The organism is Croceitalea rosinachiae (assembly GCF_031846445.1).
Classification (GTDB): Bacteria; Bacteroidota; Bacteroidia; order Flavobacteriales; family Flavobacteriaceae; genus Croceitalea; species Croceitalea rosinachiae.
Genome location: NZ_JAVRHR010000002.1, coordinates 401,241 through 420,463, shown reverse-complemented (window position 1 = coordinate 420,463; position 19,223 = coordinate 401,241). Strand labels below are relative to the sequence as shown.

Here is a 19,223-nt window from a genome sequence, read left to right as displayed (position 1 = left end):
TTTTATACGTATTGTTCTAAGTCTACTTCTGAAATTGCTCCATGAGAAGCGTGGGACACCGCAACACCGTTCTTGATTATAAGTAATTGAGGTGATTGATGAAGTACTTGAAAGCGTATACCAACTTCATTAGAAACATCTCGGTACGCATGCAGGTCTAAAAAGTAAATGTCTATTTGATCACTATTCGTAGCATAGTTATCCGTAAACATATTCAATACCATTCTACTGATACCACATGTCGTCGAATGCTTAAAAATTGCTTGGGGTCTTGATTTTGATTTTTCGATAATGGTAGCTAGTTGTTCCTTAGAAGTCAAAGGTACCCAAGGTAAGCTCCTCTTTTCTTTTTTTAAATCTGATTTAGCCCCAAATAAATCATTGAATAATCCCATAGTGCAAATTTAAGAGTTCTGTCGCGTAATTTGATATTTCTTACAAACTGACGAAATGTCCTTTGTTTTAAGGACTTTAGCGACATTTTGACTGTTTTATAATTATGGTAAGATTATTGAAATTCTGTTATAAAAAATAAAAATGAACTTTAATAATTTCACTATAAAATCACAAGAGGCCGTGCAGCAAGCACAACTGATTGCACAAGGTTTTGGACATCAACAAATTGAAAATGAGCACCTATTTAAAGCCATTAATCAGGTAGATGAAAATGTATTACCATTTCTTTTAAAAAAGCTCCATGTCAATACACAACTTTTGCATCAGGTTTTAGAAAAAGAACTGCAAAGTTTCCCAAAAGTTTCTGGAGGAGATATTATGCTGTCAAGGGAGGCTTCTAAAACTGTTAATGAATCTATTGTCATAGCAAAAAAAATGCAAGATGAATATGTTTCCATCGAGCATTTATTGATTGCTATTCTAAAATCTAAAAGTAAGATTGCCCAAATCTTAAAAGATAATGGGGTAAATGAAAAAGACTTGACTACCGCCATTCAAGAACTAAGAAAGGGTAATCGGGTAAGCTCTCAAAGTGCAGAAGAAACTTACAATTCATTAGATAAATACGCAAAAAACCTAAATAGCCTTGCAGATTCGGGCAAACTTGATCCGGTAATTGGCCGTGATGAAGAAATCAGAAGAATTTTGCAAATATTATCTCGAAGAACTAAAAACAACCCTATGCTGGTAGGTGAACCTGGAGTAGGTAAAACGGCCATTGCAGAAGGGCTGGCCCATAGGATAGTACAGGGCGATGTGCCCGAAAATCTAAAAGAGAAAATTATTTACTCTCTAGATATGGGAGCCTTAATTGCTGGTGCTAAATACAAAGGCGAATTTGAAGAACGACTGAAAGCAGTAATCAAAGAAGTTACCACATCTGATGGGGATATTGTTTTGTTCATTGATGAAATACATACATTAGTAGGTGCCGGCGGAGGCCAAGGAGCAATGGATGCCGCAAACATTCTTAAACCTGCACTGGCAAGAGGCGAACTAAGGGCAATTGGCGCCACTACACTAGATGAATATCAAAAATATTTTGAAAAAGATAAGGCTCTTGAAAGGCGTTTTCAAAAAGTAATGGTCGATGAACCCGATATTGAGAGTGCCATATCTATTCTAAGAGGTATAAAAGATAAGTATGAAGCACATCACAAGGTAAGAATCAAAGATGAGGCCATTATTTCTGCTGTAGAATTATCACAACGTTATATCACTAATCGATTTTTGCCAGATAAGGCAATCGACTTAATTGATGAAGCTGCATCAAAACTCAGAATGGAAATCAATTCAAAGCCAGAGGAACTAGATTCACTGGACAGAAGAATTATGCAGTTGGAAATTGAAATTGAGGCTATTAAACGAGAAAAAGACGATCAAAAATTAAAATCTCTAAATCTTGAACTGGCCAATATAAAAGAAGAAAGAAACGAGATTTTTGCAAAATGGGAAAGTGAAAAATCTGTAGTGGATAATATCCAAAAAACAAAACAGGATATTGAAAATTATAAACTTGAAGCTGAAAAAGCCGAACGCAATGGTGAGTATGGTAAAGTTGCAGAATTGCGCTATGGCAAAATAAAAGAAGCTCAAGAACAACTAGAAAAATTAAATAGGGAGCTTCAAGTACAACAAAAGTCGAGTACCTTAATCAAAGAAGAAGTCACTAACGAAGATATTGCGGAGGTAGTGGCGAAATGGACGGGAATTCCAGTGACAAAGATGCTTCAAAGTGAACGCCAAAAGCTATTAGAGTTAGAAAACGTTTTGCACCAAAGAGTTGTAGGTCAAGAAGAAGCTATTGAAGCAGTTTCAGATGCTATCAGAAGAAGTAGAACTGGTTTACAAGATGCAAAAAAACCTATTGGTTCTTTCCTTTTTCTGGGTACAACGGGTGTAGGAAAAACTGAACTGGCCAAAACACTGGCATCTTATTTATTCGATGATGAAAATGCCATGACAAGAATTGATATGAGCGAGTATCAAGAGCGGCATTCGGTAAGCAGGCTTATAGGTGCACCCCCTGGCTACGTTGGTTACGACGAAGGAGGACAATTGACGGAAGCAGTCCGCAGAAGACCATATTCTGTAATATTATTGGACGAGATTGAAAAAGCACACCCAGATACATTCAATATTTTATTGCAAGCCTTGGATGAGGGCAGACTTACAGACAACAAAGGAAGAATAGCAGACTTTAAAAACTCAATTGTCATCATGACTAGTAATATCGGTAGCCATATCATTCAAGATAAATTCGAAACCAAAATCGATTTAGAGAGTGCAACTGAGGCTGCAAAGGTTGAAGTGATGGGTCTATTGCGAAAAACAGTTCGACCAGAATTCTTAAATAGAATAGATGATATCATCATGTTCACACCCTTAGATAGGGCCAATATCAAGCAAATTGTAAGATTGCAATTAGAGCAACTCAAAAAAATGCTATCAAATCAGCATATTACGTTAGATGCGACTGAAGAGGCTATAGATTATTTGGCAAATAAAGGTTTTGACCCAAATTATGGTGCAAGGCCTATAAAAAGGTTAATTCAAAAAGAAGTCTTGAATAAATTATCTAAAGAGCTTTTAGCGGAAACTATCAAGAGTGAGAGTATCATATTGTTAGACTCCTTTGATGAAGAGCTTGTATTTAGAAACCAAAATGAATTGGTGGAGTAAAAGTTGATCTAAGAAAAAAAAGAGCATCTAAAATTAGATGCTCTTTTTGATATACCACACAGTATAATTTTTTCTATATTAGCTATATCCAATCTGAACCACAATGTCTACCAAAGCTGAGAGAACTACAAAATATATTATAGAAACCGTAGCGCCTATTTTTAACAAACATGGTTATGTCGGTACTAGTATGAGTCATCTAACCGAAGCTACGGGACTTACAAAGGGTGCTATTTATGGCAATTTTGAAAATAAAGAGGCTTTAGCGTTAGCTGCTTTTGAATATAATAGAAATATAATACTCCAGAAAGTTGATGATCTCTTGAATGTTGAAGGCACCGCCCTTGATAAAATCAATTCAATAATTAACTTTTACAGACAATATGATGTTTTTACGCTTTCTATGGGTGGATGCCCGATTTTGAACATTGGCGTAGATGCCCAGCATAACAATAGTTTATTGGCTGCTGCTAATAAAGAAACTATCAAAGAAATTGAAGGTAAGATAGCATTGGTTCTTGAAAATGGGGTCAATGCCAATGAGATAAAGATACCTGTACCCCCACTCCAATTTTCGAAACAACTTTATACTATTCTTCAAGGTGCAGTTGCGATGGGTACTATGACTCGAGATAGAAAGTATTTGATGAATACCATGGCATATTTGGAACAGCTCATAAGTCGAGAAATAAGAAAATGATTTCTATTTTCCTCTTACTCTAAATATCCATAATGCATCAGAATATTTGCCGTTGAAATTACTGTCACGAGCAGCCCTAGCTTCACCGATTGTGTTATAACGCCCAAGGTATACATAGTTATATCCATTTAAACTTCTAAAAAAAGATTTAGGCTCTATACCCTTAGTTCTCAACGTATTCATAAAACTCTCATAATACTTTTGTGTGCCGAATACATTGGCAATTAAATAGAAACCTGGCTCCAATCCATCAGAAGTAACCACCTCTTCATATTTTTCATTAGGTTGCACCTCAACTTCCTGCTCTCGTAGCACCCTGGCGATACTATCTAATCTATTTTGTTCACGAACTGCAGCTAGTTCAGCCTCTCTGACCTTATTTATAGAATCTTGCCTTTCAGTAGCTAATTGCTGCTCTCTTTCTAAGCGTTGTCTTTCTCGTTCTTCTTCAGCCAACCATCTTCTTTCTTCAACATCATCCATCCGTTCTTCAGCAGATTTTTTTTCTTTCTTTTCTTTTGCAGCAAAACTTTGCTTTCCAAAATAGTATGAAGCAACTATTTCAAAAGTAGGGTCTTCATCACTTATGGCATTATCCAATCCGAACTCCATTAAAGCTCCAATCGAAAATTTTTCAAACAAAGTGGCACCAGCTCCTCCAGAAACCCCATAAAAACTATTGTAACCACCCTGTACCCAAAACTTAGGGTTTGAAAACAAAGCGGTCAAACCGTACTGAGTATCTTCGTTAGGTATCGCCCTTACGTAAGCCATAGGTCTTAAATAACTTACTCCATCAAAAAGAAATACAGGAAAATCATTACTTATTGATGCTGAAAAAATACGAGATGCTGCCTCTCTTTCATTATCTGAAAAATTGTAGTCCAAAGCATTCTCTATCGTTATGGCCATACTAAAACCGTTGGCCTGAATGCGTAAACCTGGTGCAAATTCAGCAATAAAACTATTTTCAGTAGAAAGCTCTACTAAATCGATTTGGCTATCGTCAATTAAACGATCATCGGCCAATTTTTGATTATAAAAACTAATATTAGTCCCAAAAATCAAATTAGATTCTTCTCCTAATGGTATGGCATACCCATAATTTAAAATTGCACCTGTGTTTATCAGAACACCAGTGTTATGCTGAAAAAATCCAATACCCGCTGATGATTGTGCATCTAACTTTTGGGTGTAATTTAAAAAAATGGTAGTAGGGTCCGCATCGATTGTTTGCCATTGCCAACGCGACCATAAGGTAATTGACCTAGGCATATTTCTATCAAAGGAAAATGTGGGGTTAAATAAACTGGAGTTAAATTGGTTAAGATTATGTTGCCTCAAATCACCCGGCAAATTTCTTTCTTGCCCTAAAACATGGAAAGTGAAAAGATAAATTATGAAAATCTTTAAGAGCTTATGCATGGTTTAAATTAAAAATATAATGCTATTTTTAGCTTATTCCAATCATTAATTTATGAGAGAAATTAGCAAAGTAGCATTAAACAATTTCAAAAAATGCTTAATCGGCTTAGTGCTGTTGGTGGGTTTATTAAGCTGTAATCAACCTACTAAAGATAAAGAAATCAGTAAAGAACCTACAATATCTACCTTTTATTTAATCAGACATGCAGAAAAAGAGAAGAGTGATCCGAACAATATTGATCCAGAGTTAATGCAAGAAGGACTAGATCGCGCTATAAGGTGGGCAGAAATATTCGACCAAGTTCCTTTAGATGCAATATATTCTACAAATTACCAGCGTACGCTAATGACTGCCGCACCCACTTCGGTAAAGAAAGATATTGACGTTCAATATTATGACCCAAGAGACATTGATGTTGAGATATTAAAATCAGATAATGAAGGTAAAAATGTACTTATTGTCGGACATAGCAATTCAACACCAGCTTTAACCAATAAAATTCTAGGCCTAGAGAAGTATGATGCTATGCAAGAAGATGATAATGGAAGCCTTTTTATCATTAGGGTAATAGATGGCAAAGCGACTGATATTAGGCTTAAAATGTATTAATTTGCTTCTTCTACCTTAATATCTTTTAATTCTATTTTTGAAAGTAGCTCTAAAGCGTTATTCGCAAACAAACTATCTATTTTATAAATATCTACTTTCTTGTTATTGGCCTTATAGTTATTATAATCAACAAATCTAATTTCATTAATATACCTTTCATTAAAAGCTTGTCTAAACCGAATACCGCCTCCATTGACATGAAACTCATAGGCAAGAAAATCTGGCTTGAATGATGCCTTATTAAACCAATAGATGTATATATCGTCAAAATCGTCACCACCATCATTTTCATCAAAAGTGACTTTTACTTTATAATAGCTAGCTCCATTAACCTCAACTTCACCAATCAATTCTTTATGTACCGCCGGGTCGTTCAACCCAAAAGGCAAACGGGCAAAATAATGCACAGAATTGACCGAATTTGAATAACGATTAGCTATAGAATCAGGTATACTTATCAAACTGTCATTAAAAAAACGCTGAAACGAATTGTGTTTTTTAATATCTATGATTTTCAAAGAGTCAGTATATGTTATTCTTTTTAGTATTTTTTTTCCATTTTCAATTTGAGCAACATATTGTTTATCTCTAAATGAAAATGAAACATTACTGTCTTCATGATGAATACCACCACTTGCTTCAATTGCTTTATCTATTATTTGTTGCACATCTAACTTATCAGCCTGATTCTCATTACAAGCTATTATACATGATGCTAAAAAAAATAAAATGATTTTTTTCATGAATAAAAGGTTTAAAACATAATCGTAAAAAGTTATTCAACATTACACTTTTATCAATTAAACCTATTTTTGTACTTAATGCAGAAAAATATCAACATAAAGAATAAACGTGCCAAGTTTGATTATGAAATCTTGGATAAATATACAGCAGGAATTGTTCTTGGTGGTACTGAAATCAAATCGATACGCTTGGGCAAAGCTTCAATATCACAAAGTTTTTGTGAGTTCAACGATAATGGCGAACTATTTGTAATCAATATGCAAATTGATGAATACAGCTATGGAGGTCACTATAACCACAAACCAAAAGCGGAAAGAAAACTTCTACTCAATAAAAGAGAGTTGAAAAAATTACAAAAAGAAGTTACCGCCTCTGGCTTGACCATCGTTCCCTTAAATTTATTCTTAAACGATAAGGGTCTTGCTAAGATGAACATTGGACTTGCAAAAGGAAAAAAGAATTATGATAAACGAGAAACGATAAAAGACCGTGACAATAAACGAGATTTATCAAGAATCAAGAAGAATTTCAATAATTAATTCTTGTCCTCTAATAAGGGAACAAACCTAAAATTACCAAGCTCTTTTTTCTCAAATTCCTTTTCCGACTTTCTTATGTATAGCGTCATTATTTGCTCATCTAACCCCACTGGTATGACCAGCTTTCCTCCTATTTTTAATTGTGCCATTAGTGGTTTAGGTACTATTGGAGCACCTGCAGTGACAATAATGCCATCAAAAGGTGCTTCATCTGGTAAGCCTTTGTAGCCATCACCAAAAATTATTTTTTTGGGCCGGTACCCCATTTTATTAAAAAATAACTTTGTCTTTTTAAACAATTCTTGCTGGCGTTCAATAGTATAAACCTTAGCTTTTAGGCCTAAAAGCACAGCCGTTTGATAACCGCTACCAGTACCTATTTCCAAAATTTTATGGCCTGGTTCAATATTCAAAAGTTCAGTTTGAAAAGCAACGGTATAAGGTTGCGAAATAGTTTGCTCCGCACCGATAGGAAAAGCCTTATCTTGATAAGCATGTACCTCAAAACCACTATCTAAAAACAAGTGCCTTGGAACTTCACGTATGGCATTCAGCACTTTTTCATCGGTAATACCTTTACCAATAAGGGTTTCGGCCAAATTATTGCGCATTCCTTTATGTTTTAATGTATCTCGCATGTTTTGGTTTGGAAAACGAAATTAAAAAGTTCTTTCTTAACTTCAAGTATCAATGGGTTCATTTTCTATTGATATTCCTATTTTTGAAGAAATAAAATTTTATGCTGAAAGTTGGTGTACTCGGTGCCGGACACTTAGGAAAAATTCATCTTCGTTTATTAAATCAATCTGCAAAGTATGAACTTATAGGTTTTTATGATCCCGATGAAATAAATGCAAAAAAGGTAGCCGACGAATTTGGGTATTCTTATTATGAGAACATCAATACTTTAATTGAAGCCGTTGATGTTGTAGATATTGTTACTCCTACTCTTTCACATTATGACTGCGCTAAAAAAGTTATGAAAAGTGGGAAACATATTTTTATTGAAAAACCCATAACCAATACTCTGCAAGAGGCCGAAGAACTTATTGAACTAGAGTCAAAACATAATGTTAAGGGCCAAGTAGGTCATGTAGAACGATTTAACCCTGCATTCATTGCCGTAAAAGAAAAGATAGAAAATCCAATGTTTATTGAAACCCATCGTTTGGCAGAATTTAACCCTCGCGGCACAGATGTGCCTGTGGTTTTAGATTTGATGATACACGATATAGATGCCATTTTAAGTGTCGTCGAATCTGATGTGCGACAAATCAATGCCAGTGGAGTTTCCGTAATAAGCAATTCCCCGGATATTGCAAATGCTCGAATTGAATTTAAAAATGGTTGTGTAGCCAATTTAACTGCTAGCAGAATATCATTGAAAAATATGCGTAAATCACGTTTTTTTCAAAAAGATGCCTATATATCAGTCGATTTTTTAGAGAAAAAAGTGGAAGTTGTAAAAATGAAAGATGCTCCAGAATCACCTGGTGATTTTGATATGATTTTACAAAATGCAGAAGGTATAAAAAAACAGATTTATTTTGAGAATCCCGATATTGAGTCAAACAATGCAATTTTTGAAGAATTAGAAACCTTTGCCGATGCTATCAACAATGGTACAGAACCCATCGTTTCATTGACACAGGGCACTGCCGCATTAAGGGTTGCGCTTCAGGTCATCCAAGCTTTCGATAATAAAAACTAATTGCCCGTGTTTGGGCATTAATATAAATGTTTATGAATACAATAGCGGTAATTGGTGCTGGAACAATGGGTAATGGAATTGCCCATGTTTTTGCCCAAAACGGTTATCAAGTCAATCTAGTTGATATATCGCAAAGTTCTTTGGATACAGGTATTAACACAATTACCAAAAATTTGGATAGAATGCTGACTAAAGAACGTATTAGAGCTAGTGACAAACAAAATACACTTAACAAAATCAATACCTATACAGAGTTAAATAAAGGTGTTGAGAACGTGGATCTCGTGGTGGAAGCTGCCACAGAAAATTTAGAAATTAAATTAGGCCTTTTTAAACAGCTTGATGAAATCTGCCATGCTAATACCATTCTAGCGACCAATACATCTTCTATCTCTATCACTCAAATTGGAGCTGCCACAGAAAGAGCAGATAAAGTTATCGGTATGCATTTTATGAACCCAGTACCAATCATGAAATTAGTCGAAATTATTAGGGGGTATAGTACTTCTGAGGAAGTTACCTCGATCATCATGGAACTTTCGAAAAAACTAGGAAAAACTCCTACTGAGGTAAATGATTACCCCGGTTTTGTTGCAAACCGAATTCTCATGCCTATGATAAATGAGGCTATTGAGACCCTATATAACAGTGTGGCAGGAGTAAATGAGATTGATACTGTAATGAAATTAGGTATGGCACACCCAATGGGACCATTACAACTTGCCGATTTTATTGGGCTTGATGTGTGTTTATCTATTTTGAACGTTATGTACAATGGTTTTAAAAACCCTAAATATGCCCCATGCCCACTTCTAGTCAACATGGTTATGGCCGGTAAGCTCGGGGTGAAATCAGGTGAAGGGTTTTACAATTATTCAGAATCTAGAAAAGCCTACAAAGTAGCTTCACAATTCAGCTAATATGGCTATTATAAAACCATTCAAAGCCATACGGCCAACCAAAGACAAGGTATCGTTTGTAGCTTCAAAATCTTACGAAGAATATGATTTGCAAGAACTCAATAGTATTTTAGAATACAACCCATTTTCGTTTTTGCATATCATTAATCCTGGGTTTAAATTTCATAAGAATATTTTGGGCAAAGAACGTTTTAAATTAGTCCACAATCGCTATATGGAGTTCTTGGAAGATACCATATTTGTACAAGATGAGATACCAAGTTTCTATCTATATCAAATTAGCAAAAGTAGTTTTAGCAGCTTAGGCTTTTTTTGTGCCACAAGTATTAGGGATTATAAAAAAGATGTCATCAAAAAACATGAAGATACCCTTGAAAAAAGAGAAGTGCTTTTTGCGGACTATCTGAATACTGTTGGTTTTAATGCTGAGCCAGTGTTAATGACTTATAAAGACAACGATGAAATTTCTACCTTACTAAAAAATGAGGTTACTAAAAAACCTGAATATGATTTCACTACTACAGACCGAGTCAACCATAAACTCTGGAAAGTTTCAGATAGCAATACCATAGAAAGACTACAACGATTATTTGGTGAAGTTAAAACACTTTATATTGCCGATGGGCACCATAGAAGTGCTTCTTCATGTTTATTGGCCGAAAAATTAAAGTCAAAAAATAACGAACATACAGGCGAAGAGGCATATAATTTTTTTATGAGCTATTTAATTCCAGAGTCTGAAATTAAGATATATGAGTTCAATCGTATGGTCAAAGACCTAAATGGCATGTCACCTGATGAGTTTTTAATTCAATTGGATGCGTTATATCGCATCGAAAAGAGAAATGATGGTATTTATAAACCTACTAAAAAACATCATTTCAGCATGTATTTAGATGGAGAATTTTACTCTCTTTATCTTCGAAAAAAAGTCTATGCTTTCACAGATCCATTAAGTGAACTAGATACTCAAATCCTTTATAAAACAATTCTAGAACCTATTTTAGGAATTCAAGATTTACGCAATGATAAACGTATTGCATACGGCTATGGAAAATATAATCTTATAAAAATGAAAGATAGTATAGATTGTGGTGATTTTGTTGTAGGGTTTAGCTTGGTCCCTATTACTATAAATGAAATAAAAGCCATTGCAGATGCTGGCTTGGTAATGCCACCAAAGAGTACTTATATTGAACCGAAATTGCGAAGTGGATTAACCATTTACGAACTATAAAAGGGTAAAAATGTCAATAGCTGATAATCTCACATCCATTAAAAAAAACGTTACAGATACTGTTACACTGGTCGCAGTATCTAAAACAAAACCCAATGAAGCCATTTTGGAAGCCTATGACGCTGGGCAACGAATTTTTGGGGAGAATAAGATTCAAGAAATGACCCAAAAATGGGAAGTTTTACCAAAAGATATTCAATGGCATATGATTGGACATGTGCAACGCAATAAGGTCAAATATATGGCGCAGTATGTTGATTTGATACACGGCGTGGATAGTTATAGACTACTGAAAGAAATTGATAAACAAGCAAAAAAGCACAATCGAATCATTCGTTGTCTTTTACAGGTCCATATCGCTCAAGAAGAGACTAAATTTGGATTTGACGAAAATGAAATTTTAGGAATGATTGATTCTGAGGAATTTAAGTCTTTAGAAAACATAAAGATTGTGGGGCTTATGGGCATGGCCTCCTTCACCAGCAGCATGGAACAAGTTCGAAAAGAATTCAAGCACTTAAAAATGCTTTTCGATACATTACTTAAAAAGCTATCCTATATAACTACTTTATCAATGGGTATGAGTGGAGATTACCAAATAGCAATTGAAGAAGGTAGTACTATGGTGCGTATTGGAAGTAGTATCTTTGGAGCCAGAACATTTTCATAAAACACAGTACAAGGTTCATGTATGCCATTTTAGATATAGAGAGCACGGGAGGCAAATACAATGAAGAAGGTATTATGGAGATTGCAATCTACAGATTTGATGGACATGATGTGGTGGACAAGTTCGTTGGTCTAGTTAATCCAGAAAAAGAGATTCAGCCTTTTGTTGTGAAATTGACAGGCATCAATGCCAATATGCTAAAGAGGGCCCCTAAATTTCATGAAGTAGCCAAAAGAGTTATTGAAATTACAGAAGGTGCAATCTTAGTAGCACACAATGCCCAATTCGACTATCGCATTTTAAGAACAGAATTTAGGAGATTAGGCTACGATTTTAAACGAAAAACACTTTGCACCGTTGAACTATCCCAGAAATTGATTCCTAATGCAGAATCACATAGTTTAGGAAAATTAGTTCGTTCCCTTGGTATAGCTGTTAGCGATAGACATAGGGCAGATGGGGATGCCGTAGCCACACTTAAACTGTTCAAATTATTACTAATCAAAGACGCTGACAAAACAATTATCAAAACAGTCATAAGAGCAGAGACTTTAGGTGAACTCTCTACACGTCAATTAGACATGGTTGAACAACTGCCATCAAAAACTGGCGTTTATTACTTGCACGATAAGTATGGTGACATTTTTTTTATTGGTAAGACCAAGGATATCAAAAAACGAGTAAATCAGCATTTTACGAATGTGGGTGATTTAGCTCGAAAATTGCAAAAGGAAACAAAAAAGGTATCTCATCAAGAAACAGGCAGTGAACTTATAGCATTACTAAAAGAATACCATGAAATTAAATTAAACAAACCAAAATATAACCATAGGCAAAGTAAAAAAGGTTTTACCCATGGAATATACTTGACCCAAAAAAAAGATAATAGTCTTAAGTTTACTACAGAGCGTGCCAACGGTCAAACGAATAGATTAAGCAGTTTTAATAGTTTGAAAAGCAGCAACCATTTTTTGTCAAGGCTGTCAGAAGAATTTGATTTGAAATTGTCAGAATTGTCAGAAGACAAAATAGACGAAGTTTTCAAAAGATATAGTACTGACAGGCGCAATATGGTCTTAGTAGATAAAGGTAGAGCCTTAGGCGAGCAAAGTGTAATTCTTATTAAGAATGGTATCTTCAAAGGCTTTGGTTATATCGAACTCAACCACCAACTAAATAATATTCATATCTTAGAAACTTTGATTACTCCAATAGAAGGGGACTTGAATTCAATATTGATTATTGAATCGTACCTACGCAAAAAGAACAGAATCAAAATTTTAGAACTAAACTTAGCTGATTGAAAGAAGAAATCCATTCAGGGTGGAAGCACCGACTTCATGAAATTATTTATGAAGCGGACACTCCATTAGGAAAATTCTTTGATATTGCCCTTGTTTTTCTAATCATCTTAAGCGTGATTTTGGTAATGCTTGAAAGTGTTAAAGAAGTCGACCAAAATTATCATGATCTTTTATTGACCTTAGAATGGGTTGTGACCATTTTTTTCTCAGCAGAATATATTGCGCGTATTGTAAGTCTAAAAAAGCCTCTTAGGTACGTTTTTAGTTTTTATGGTATTATAGATTTTGTATCAACTATTCCTTTATACCTGTCATACCTTTTTGCCGGTTCACAAGTTTTATTGGCGGTTAGGGCATTTAGATTACTTCGTATATTCAGGATTTTAAAATTGGTAAAGTTTCTTGGAGAAGCGTCACAACTTAAATCTGCACTAAAAGCGAGCAGGGCAAAAATTGCAGTATTTATTTATGTGGTTTTGATATTATCGGTCATTATGGGCACGATAATGTATCTTATTGAAAGTGATGAAGCAGGCTTTACAAGTATCCCCAGAAGTATTTATTGGACGATAGTAACACTTACCACGGTCGGTTATGGTGATATTGCACCCCAAACGGATTTAGGACAGTTTATCGCAACTATTATTATGGTTTTAGGATATGGTATAATTGCAGTGCCAACAGGTATCGTTACTGTTGAATTTTCACGTCATGGAAAGAACAATAAAAAGGAGCGAAGTATTGTGCACACTAATACGCAAGCTTGTCCTTCATGTTCAGCAGAAGGTCATAGAGACAATGCCAAACACTGTTATAGCTGTGGTGATTTGTTATGATGACAGACAAGACCCTTATTGCATTAATTGGACCCACAGCCATTGGAAAGACCAGTTTGGCCATTCAATTAGCAACATATTTTAATACTGAAATATTATCAGCAGATTCTAGGCAATTCTATAAAGAAATGTGTATCGGTACGGCTGTTCCTACTCACGAAGAATTACAAATGGCACCCCACCATTTTATTCAACATAAAAGCATATTGGATACTTATACAGTAGGTGATTTTGAAAAAGAAGCTATTTCTAAACTCTATTTGATTTTCAAAGAAAATAGTCTTGCTATTCTGGTTGGAGGAAGTGGACTTTATGTGGATGCTGTTGTGAATGGGTTAGATAAGTTCCCTAAAATACCAATAGAAATAAGGGAAGAATTGATAACTCTTGAAAATGAAAAAGGAATTTCTTTTTTACAAGAAGAGTTGAAAAATAGAGACCTTAAATATTATGAAAATGTAGATATTGAAAATCCACATCGAGTAATCAGAGCTTTGGAAGTTTGTATCGCATCTGGCAAACCCTATTCTTCTTTTCTAAATCAGAAAAAGAAGAAAAGAAATTTTAAAACCATTTATGTTGGAATAAAAGCTGAACGTACAGTCATTTATGATAGAATCAACAAGCGTGTAGATTTTATGATTGAAAATGGTTTCTTGAATGAGGCCAGAGAGTTATATCAATATAAAGAACTTAATGCACTTCAAACGGTAGGTTATAAAGAGCTTTTTGCTTTTTTTGATGGCAATTATGATTATGATTTTGCAATTGAAGAAATCAAAAAAAATACTCGGAGGTTTGCAAAACGGCAACTCACATGGAATCGTAAGAACAATGACATTAATTGGGTGGAGTTCGGAGAAGATACCAAAGAAATTATTTCAAAAGTGGAAAACTTGGTAAATAGTAGATATGAATAAATCAATTTTTATTGTAATGGGTGTTTCTGGAACCGGTAAAACCACTATTGGCAAACTTTTGAGCAAAGCATATAATTTTCCATTTTTTGATGGTGATGATTTTCATCCAAAAGCAAATATTGAAAAAATGACTTCGGGTAGACCTCTTAATGATAAGGACAGAGCAGGCTGGTTACAAAGTCTGAACAATCTAAGTAAGAAACACCTTTTAAGTGGAGCTATCATCGCTTGTTCTGCATTAAAAGAGAAGTATCGCGATATTTTAAGAGACGAAATTGAAGAACAAATGGTCTTTATTTACCTGAAGGGTACTTTTGAAGATGTAAAAACACGTTTGGAGAATAGAAAAGGACATTATATGACATCAGCATTACTTCAATCACAATTTGATGCCCTTGAAGAACCTAAAAATGCTATGGAGGTATCTATTGAATTATCACCTGATGAAATTATAGCAGCAATTCAAAATCAATTAAAGTAATTGAAATGCAACAAATTACAATTAGTTTCAAACACATAGATTTAGCTATAAAAAACGCCTCAGAATAATCTGAAGCGTTTTTACTGCTTAATATACCAATGTTTTTTAAACAGGAGCTTCTCCTTCAGTTTTAACGACCAATCTAAAACCTTCACCATGAATATTTAATATTTCAACAACATCATCGCGCTTTAAATATTTTCTAAGCTTGGCAATATACACGTCCATACTTCTTGAAGTAAAGTAATTGTCATCTCTCCAGATTTTGGTCAAAGCCAACTCTCTGGGCATCAAATCATTTTCATGTAAAGCCAATAAACGCAAAAGTTCATTTTCTTTTGGAGAAAGCTTAACAGGTTCTTCTTCCATATATTTCAAGAAACGTAGTTTTGAATTTAAATGGAAGTTGCCAATCTTAAATTCAAATTGTTTACTATCTGCAAGAGTATTTGATGCCTTTCGTTGCATCAATGCTTTGAGTTTCATCAAAAGTACTTCTGAATCAAATGGTTTATTCAAATAGTCATCTGCACCTGCCTTATATCCTTTCAAAACATCTTCTTTCATGGTTTTAGCCGTCAAAAATATTATAGGAACATTTTCGTTCTTCTCCCGAATCTCTTTAGCCAAAGTAAATCCATCTTTATAAGGCATCATCACATCAAGAATACAAACATCGTAGTTGTCTTTCTTAAATTTTTCAAAACCTTCCATACCATTCTTCGCAAGAACAACATCAAAATCATTCATTTGCAAATAATCTTTCAATACAATCCCAAAATTGGGATCATCTTCCACTAATAATATTTTCTTGTTTTCTGTCTCCATAATTTTTTAAATTAAAGGTAGTTTTATATAAAAAGTACTTCCTTTTCCTTTTTCACTTTCAACATAAACCTCGCCTTGGTGATCATCTACTATTTTTTTAACATAGGCCAAACCTAAACCATGCCCTTTCACATTATGTATATTACCGGTATGCTCGCGATAAAATTTTTCAAATACCTTCTTTAATACGGCCTTACTCATTCCAGCACCTTGATCTTGAACTTTGATAATTATATAGTTTTTAGCCAGTTCAGTAAAAACATCAATCTTTGGTACATCGGGTGAATATTTTACGGCATTATCCAAAATATTAACGACCACATTAATAAAATGCATTTCGTTGGCCAATACCTCTGACCTTGAAGCATCTAAATTTGTATTTATATACCCACCTCTATCTTGAACGATAAGTTCAACATGAGTAACTGCATCACTAATAATGTCGTGGGCATCAACTCTATCCTTACTAATGTCCAGTTGATTTTTCTCTAACTTAGAAATCCGCAATACATTCTCAACTTGAGCATGCATTCGCTTGTTTTCATCTCTAATCATTCCCAAATACCGCAAAACCTTATCCTTGTCTTCAATTGACTTCGGATTTCTAATTGCCTCAACCGCTAGATTGATCGTAGCAATTGGGGTTTTAAATTCATGGGTCATATTATTAATGAAATCTGATTTAATCTCTGATATTTGTTTTTGCTGTATCAATTGATAAATAGCACTTGAATAAGCCACTACAATTACCAATGTAAACAACAAAGACAAAATTGCCATGGTCATAATACTACTCAATAAAAATTTCTTCTTCCTAGGAAATGAAATCAATAACGAAAAATCTGTCTTTCCTTCACTATCCCTAAAAATCGGGGTTTCATATAAGGTATTATTTGCAAATTTGAACCGCTTTGATTTAACCTTAGTAGGAAAACCACGACTATAAAGGCCATATTCAAAATCAATATCAATACCTCTATTTTGCAGTTCGCGACTTAACAATAATTCTAACTCTTGTTTAGAAACCCTTTTATGCACAGGATTCTGTTTTGCCATCTCCATAAACAAGTCATCAAACTGCGCCTTTTCCATTGCAGAAAGACCCCCAATTTTTTCAATCTTCTGAATTGGAGTCAACGCATATCGTTTGCCGTCCAATCCATAATCTTCTTTGAAAACCGAGGTCGTACGCTTACTAGTAAAATTTTTAATTGTAGTAGAATCATCTCCACTATCATTGTCAAAGAACATTGAAGGAATACCATAATCTTCCTCCAAAATACCGTGCTGATAAAATTTTATTTCATCAGAATTTAAATCGCGGTCAACAAAAAATATATTGCTGATTTGCGAAGATTTTGGTTGTCCAACGCTATCAACTAAAGCAGCTAAACGATCTGAATAATCTTTACGTTCTCTACTCTCTATTCTTTCGGCAACTTTATCTAAAACATCTTCAACCGCATTTGAAAATTGCTCTTTCTTATCGTCTACCGATTTCTGTATCCAATACACTTGAACAGATATGATACCGATAAGCGAAAGGCTCATCAAAATGACTAGAAGTACAAACCGCTTCTTGTTCATTAAAGTAAAATTAGAAATTTAACATTTAGTCTATTTACCGTTTAACCAAACCTTAACAAAAATGTTAAAATGTTAGAGCTCAACGCCTTTGTTTAAGAGCTTTTTGTGAATCTGACAAACCAATTTCCAAGTAGCATCTAAATCTAGGTTTTCGATTACATAATTTGATAAGCTTACTTTCTTATTGTCATCTAATTGATTGGCCATTCGCTCCAAAACCTCTTTCTCAGTACTGGCATCTCTATCAATTACACGCTGTATTCGTTGGCCTTTGGGGGCAGTAACTAAAATTATACTATCGTAATTGTCTTGAGCCTTGTTCTCAAAAACTAACGCTGTTTCTTGAATTACATATTCAAAATTTTGATTTTCAGACCATTTTAAAAAATGATTTTTCACTGCTGGGTGCACTATTTCGTTTAATTTTTGAAGTAAATCTGGTTTTTTGAAAACTTGACTTGAAATAAAGCTTTTGTTTAACTTTTTATCTAAATAAGCTTCTTCTCCTAAAAGTCCGATAATTGCTTTTCGTAACGGTTTTGATTCGACCATTAACGTTTTGGCCTCACTGTCAGAATCATATACTGGTACTCCAAGAGATTTAAACATTTTAGCAACAGTGCTTTTTCCGCTACCTATACCACCTGTAAGACCAATGAGCATCATATTTTTTCTAAAACAAATTCAATTTGATCTTTCAATAATTGTACCGCATATATTTTTTGAGGAGTTCTAGACAATTGAAGGGGTAACTTGTTATTGGATTGGTCAATATTAGCGCAGTCTACAATGACTTCAAAATCATTATCCTTAATATTCTTTAAAACATCAACCCCAGCTTTACAAACCAATGATACTTTATTAGGAAACATTCTTATCCGGTATTCTTCTGGTAGATTGATTGATTTAATAGAAACCGTGTATTTTTTCTCGGAAAAACGAACCACTTTTCCAGATACCACAACTGTATTAATCGATATTTGACTATTAATTAATTCATTAGGTTTTACAAGCTCAACCTTGTCTGAGAAATCCTCAGAAAGGTTATTGAAAGTTAATTGCTTCGTTTTTATTTTAGTAATATTCTCAACCTCACGTGAAGGACCTTTTAAAATAACACTTTTAGGATCTATGTTTAACTCTCCGTCAAGCAGATGGTTTTGCGACAGTTCTAATGAAATATTCGCTTCAACAGGAACTTCTTTTTGTACTACTTCGTACAAATCTACATACAACCTATCCTCTTCGAGCTCAATTATAGAAACATTATTAGACAATTGTTTTTCAAATTGCGGTTTCATGGTATTAGAAGCCAAATAATATCGTCCTTCCCGTAAGGTTACATTACTTAAATCTAGTTTGAGTTTTTTAGGGCTTATACCATAGCTAAAAAATTTAAATCCGCTTGCACGTAATTTAGTTTTGATAAAACGTTTTTCTGTAGTGTTTAAGAGTAATGAGTCAGGAAAATTAAAAAAAGTAATTTCAAAATCCGCTCTTGATTCGTATGATTCTGATAGTTTACTGATTGACCAAGCCAAAAAGGAAGAAAGTAAAAATAGTAGGAACACTT

At 34.3% G+C, this 19,223-nt stretch carries 20 protein-coding genes; 12 read left to right on the top strand and 8 right to left on the bottom strand.

Features of this window, described 5'->3' with window-relative positions:
- Positions 1-2: 2 nt before the first annotated feature.
- Positions 3-395, bottom strand: coding sequence for a bacillithiol system redox-active protein YtxJ (gene ytxJ, locus RM706_RS09665; RefSeq protein ID WP_311350857.1), 393 nt, complete (start codon positions 393-395; stop codon positions 3-5).
- Between the two features lie 142 nt (positions 396-537).
- Between ytxJ and clpB the strand changes: the two genes are divergently transcribed.
- Positions 538-3,138 carry an ATP-dependent chaperone ClpB gene (clpB, locus tag RM706_RS09660; protein WP_311350856.1) on the top strand — a complete coding sequence of 867 codons (2,601 nt, stop codon included), beginning with the start codon at positions 538-540 and terminating at the stop codon, positions 3,136-3,138.
- A gap of 103 nt (positions 3,139-3,241) precedes the next feature.
- The gene (locus RM706_RS09655) at positions 3,242-3,838 is read left to right on the top strand and encodes a TetR/AcrR family transcriptional regulator (RefSeq protein ID WP_311350855.1); all 597 of its coding nucleotides are present in this window, start codon (positions 3,242-3,244) and stop codon (positions 3,836-3,838) included.
- Between the two features lie 3 nt (positions 3,839-3,841).
- On the opposite strand, the gene RM706_RS09650 is transcribed toward RM706_RS09655, so the two are convergent.
- Complete coding sequence (locus RM706_RS09650) at positions 3,842-5,263, bottom strand: PorP/SprF family type IX secretion system membrane protein (RefSeq protein ID WP_311350854.1); 1,422 nt, start codon at positions 5,261-5,263, stop codon at positions 3,842-3,844.
- Positions 5,264-5,315: 52 nt separating this feature from the next.
- Between RM706_RS09650 and RM706_RS09645 the strand changes: the two genes are divergently transcribed.
- On the top strand, positions 5,316-5,873 hold the full coding sequence (locus RM706_RS09645; protein WP_311350853.1) for a SixA phosphatase family protein: 558 nt from the start codon (positions 5,316-5,318) through the stop codon (positions 5,871-5,873).
- Here RM706_RS09645 and RM706_RS09640 read toward each other — a convergent pair.
- The gene (locus RM706_RS09640) at positions 5,870-6,616 is read right to left on the bottom strand and encodes a DUF6503 family protein (RefSeq protein ID WP_311350852.1); all 747 of its coding nucleotides are present in this window, start codon (positions 6,614-6,616) and stop codon (positions 5,870-5,872) included. The two genes, RM706_RS09645 and RM706_RS09640, sit on opposite strands and share 4 nt — an antisense overlap.
- Before the next feature lie 78 nt (positions 6,617-6,694).
- On the opposite strand from RM706_RS09640, the gene smpB reads away from it, so the two are divergent.
- A complete protein-coding gene (smpB, locus tag RM706_RS09635; RefSeq protein ID WP_311350851.1) occupies positions 6,695-7,156 on the top strand; it encodes an SsrA-binding protein SmpB in 462 nt (153 codons plus the stop codon).
- Here smpB and RM706_RS09630 read toward each other — a convergent pair.
- The gene (locus RM706_RS09630; protein WP_311350850.1) at positions 7,153-7,794 is read right to left on the bottom strand and encodes a protein-L-isoaspartate(D-aspartate) O-methyltransferase; all 642 of its coding nucleotides are present in this window, start codon (positions 7,792-7,794) and stop codon (positions 7,153-7,155) included. The two genes, smpB and RM706_RS09630, sit on opposite strands and share 4 nt — an antisense overlap.
- 101 nt (positions 7,795-7,895) lie before the next feature.
- On the opposite strand from RM706_RS09630, the gene RM706_RS09625 reads away from it, so the two are divergent.
- The 8 genes from RM706_RS09625 to RM706_RS09590 are packed head-to-tail and all read left to right on the top strand — an operon-like array spanning position 7,896 to position 15,235.
- Positions 7,896-8,867, top strand: a complete 972-nt coding sequence (locus RM706_RS09625) for a Gfo/Idh/MocA family protein (protein ID WP_311350849.1) — start codon at positions 7,896-7,898, stop codon at positions 8,865-8,867.
- Positions 8,868-8,899: 32 nt separating this feature from the next.
- Entirely contained in the window at positions 8,900-9,787 is an 888-nt protein-coding gene (locus RM706_RS09620) for a 3-hydroxybutyryl-CoA dehydrogenase (RefSeq protein ID WP_311350848.1), read from the top strand.
- Position 9,788: 1 nt separating this feature from the next.
- Positions 9,789-11,024 (top strand): DUF1015 domain-containing protein, encoded by a 1,236-nt coding sequence (locus RM706_RS09615; RefSeq protein ID WP_311350847.1) that lies wholly within the window; start codon positions 9,789-9,791, stop codon positions 11,022-11,024.
- A 10-nt stretch (positions 11,025-11,034) separates the two neighbouring features.
- Positions 11,035-11,694 (top strand): YggS family pyridoxal phosphate-dependent enzyme, encoded by a 660-nt coding sequence (locus tag RM706_RS09610; protein WP_311350846.1) that lies wholly within the window; start codon positions 11,035-11,037, stop codon positions 11,692-11,694.
- Positions 11,695-11,711: 17 nt separating this feature from the next.
- Positions 11,712-12,998 carry an exonuclease domain-containing protein gene (locus tag RM706_RS09605; protein ID WP_311350845.1) on the top strand — a complete coding sequence of 429 codons (1,287 nt, stop codon included), beginning with the start codon at positions 11,712-11,714 and terminating at the stop codon, positions 12,996-12,998.
- Positions 12,995-13,834, top strand: coding sequence for an ion transporter (locus tag RM706_RS09600; RefSeq protein ID WP_311350844.1), 840 nt, complete (start codon positions 12,995-12,997; stop codon positions 13,832-13,834). Before RM706_RS09605 ends, RM706_RS09600 begins: the two co-directional genes overlap by 4 nt.
- Complete coding sequence (gene miaA / locus RM706_RS09595; RefSeq protein WP_311350843.1) at positions 13,834-14,754, top strand: tRNA (adenosine(37)-N6)-dimethylallyltransferase MiaA; 921 nt, start codon at positions 13,834-13,836, stop codon at positions 14,752-14,754. The genes RM706_RS09600 and miaA overlap by 1 nt, the downstream gene beginning before the upstream one ends.
- Positions 14,747-15,235 (top strand): gluconokinase, encoded by a 489-nt coding sequence (locus tag RM706_RS09590; RefSeq protein WP_311350842.1) that lies wholly within the window; start codon positions 14,747-14,749, stop codon positions 15,233-15,235. Before miaA ends, RM706_RS09590 begins: the two co-directional genes overlap by 8 nt.
- 105 nt (positions 15,236-15,340) lie before the next feature.
- On the opposite strand, the gene RM706_RS09585 is transcribed toward RM706_RS09590, so the two are convergent.
- The 4 genes from RM706_RS09585 to RM706_RS09570 form a co-directional block, all read right to left on the bottom strand.
- A complete protein-coding gene (locus RM706_RS09585; RefSeq protein ID WP_311350841.1) occupies positions 15,341-16,063 on the bottom strand; it encodes a response regulator transcription factor in 723 nt (240 codons plus the stop codon).
- A gap of 6 nt (positions 16,064-16,069) precedes the next feature.
- Positions 16,070-17,650 (bottom strand): sensor histidine kinase, encoded by a 1,581-nt coding sequence (locus tag RM706_RS09580; protein ID WP_311350840.1) that lies wholly within the window; start codon positions 17,648-17,650, stop codon positions 16,070-16,072.
- 72 nt (positions 17,651-17,722) lie between these two features.
- Positions 17,723-18,316, bottom strand: coding sequence for a dephospho-CoA kinase (gene coaE, locus RM706_RS09575; RefSeq protein WP_311350839.1), 594 nt, complete (start codon positions 18,314-18,316; stop codon positions 17,723-17,725).
- Positions 18,313-19,221 carry a CdaR family protein gene (locus RM706_RS09570; protein WP_311350838.1) on the bottom strand — a complete coding sequence of 303 codons (909 nt, stop codon included), beginning with the start codon at positions 19,219-19,221 and terminating at the stop codon, positions 18,313-18,315. The genes coaE and RM706_RS09570 overlap by 4 nt, the downstream gene beginning before the upstream one ends.
- Positions 19,222-19,223: the final 2 nt, after the last annotated feature.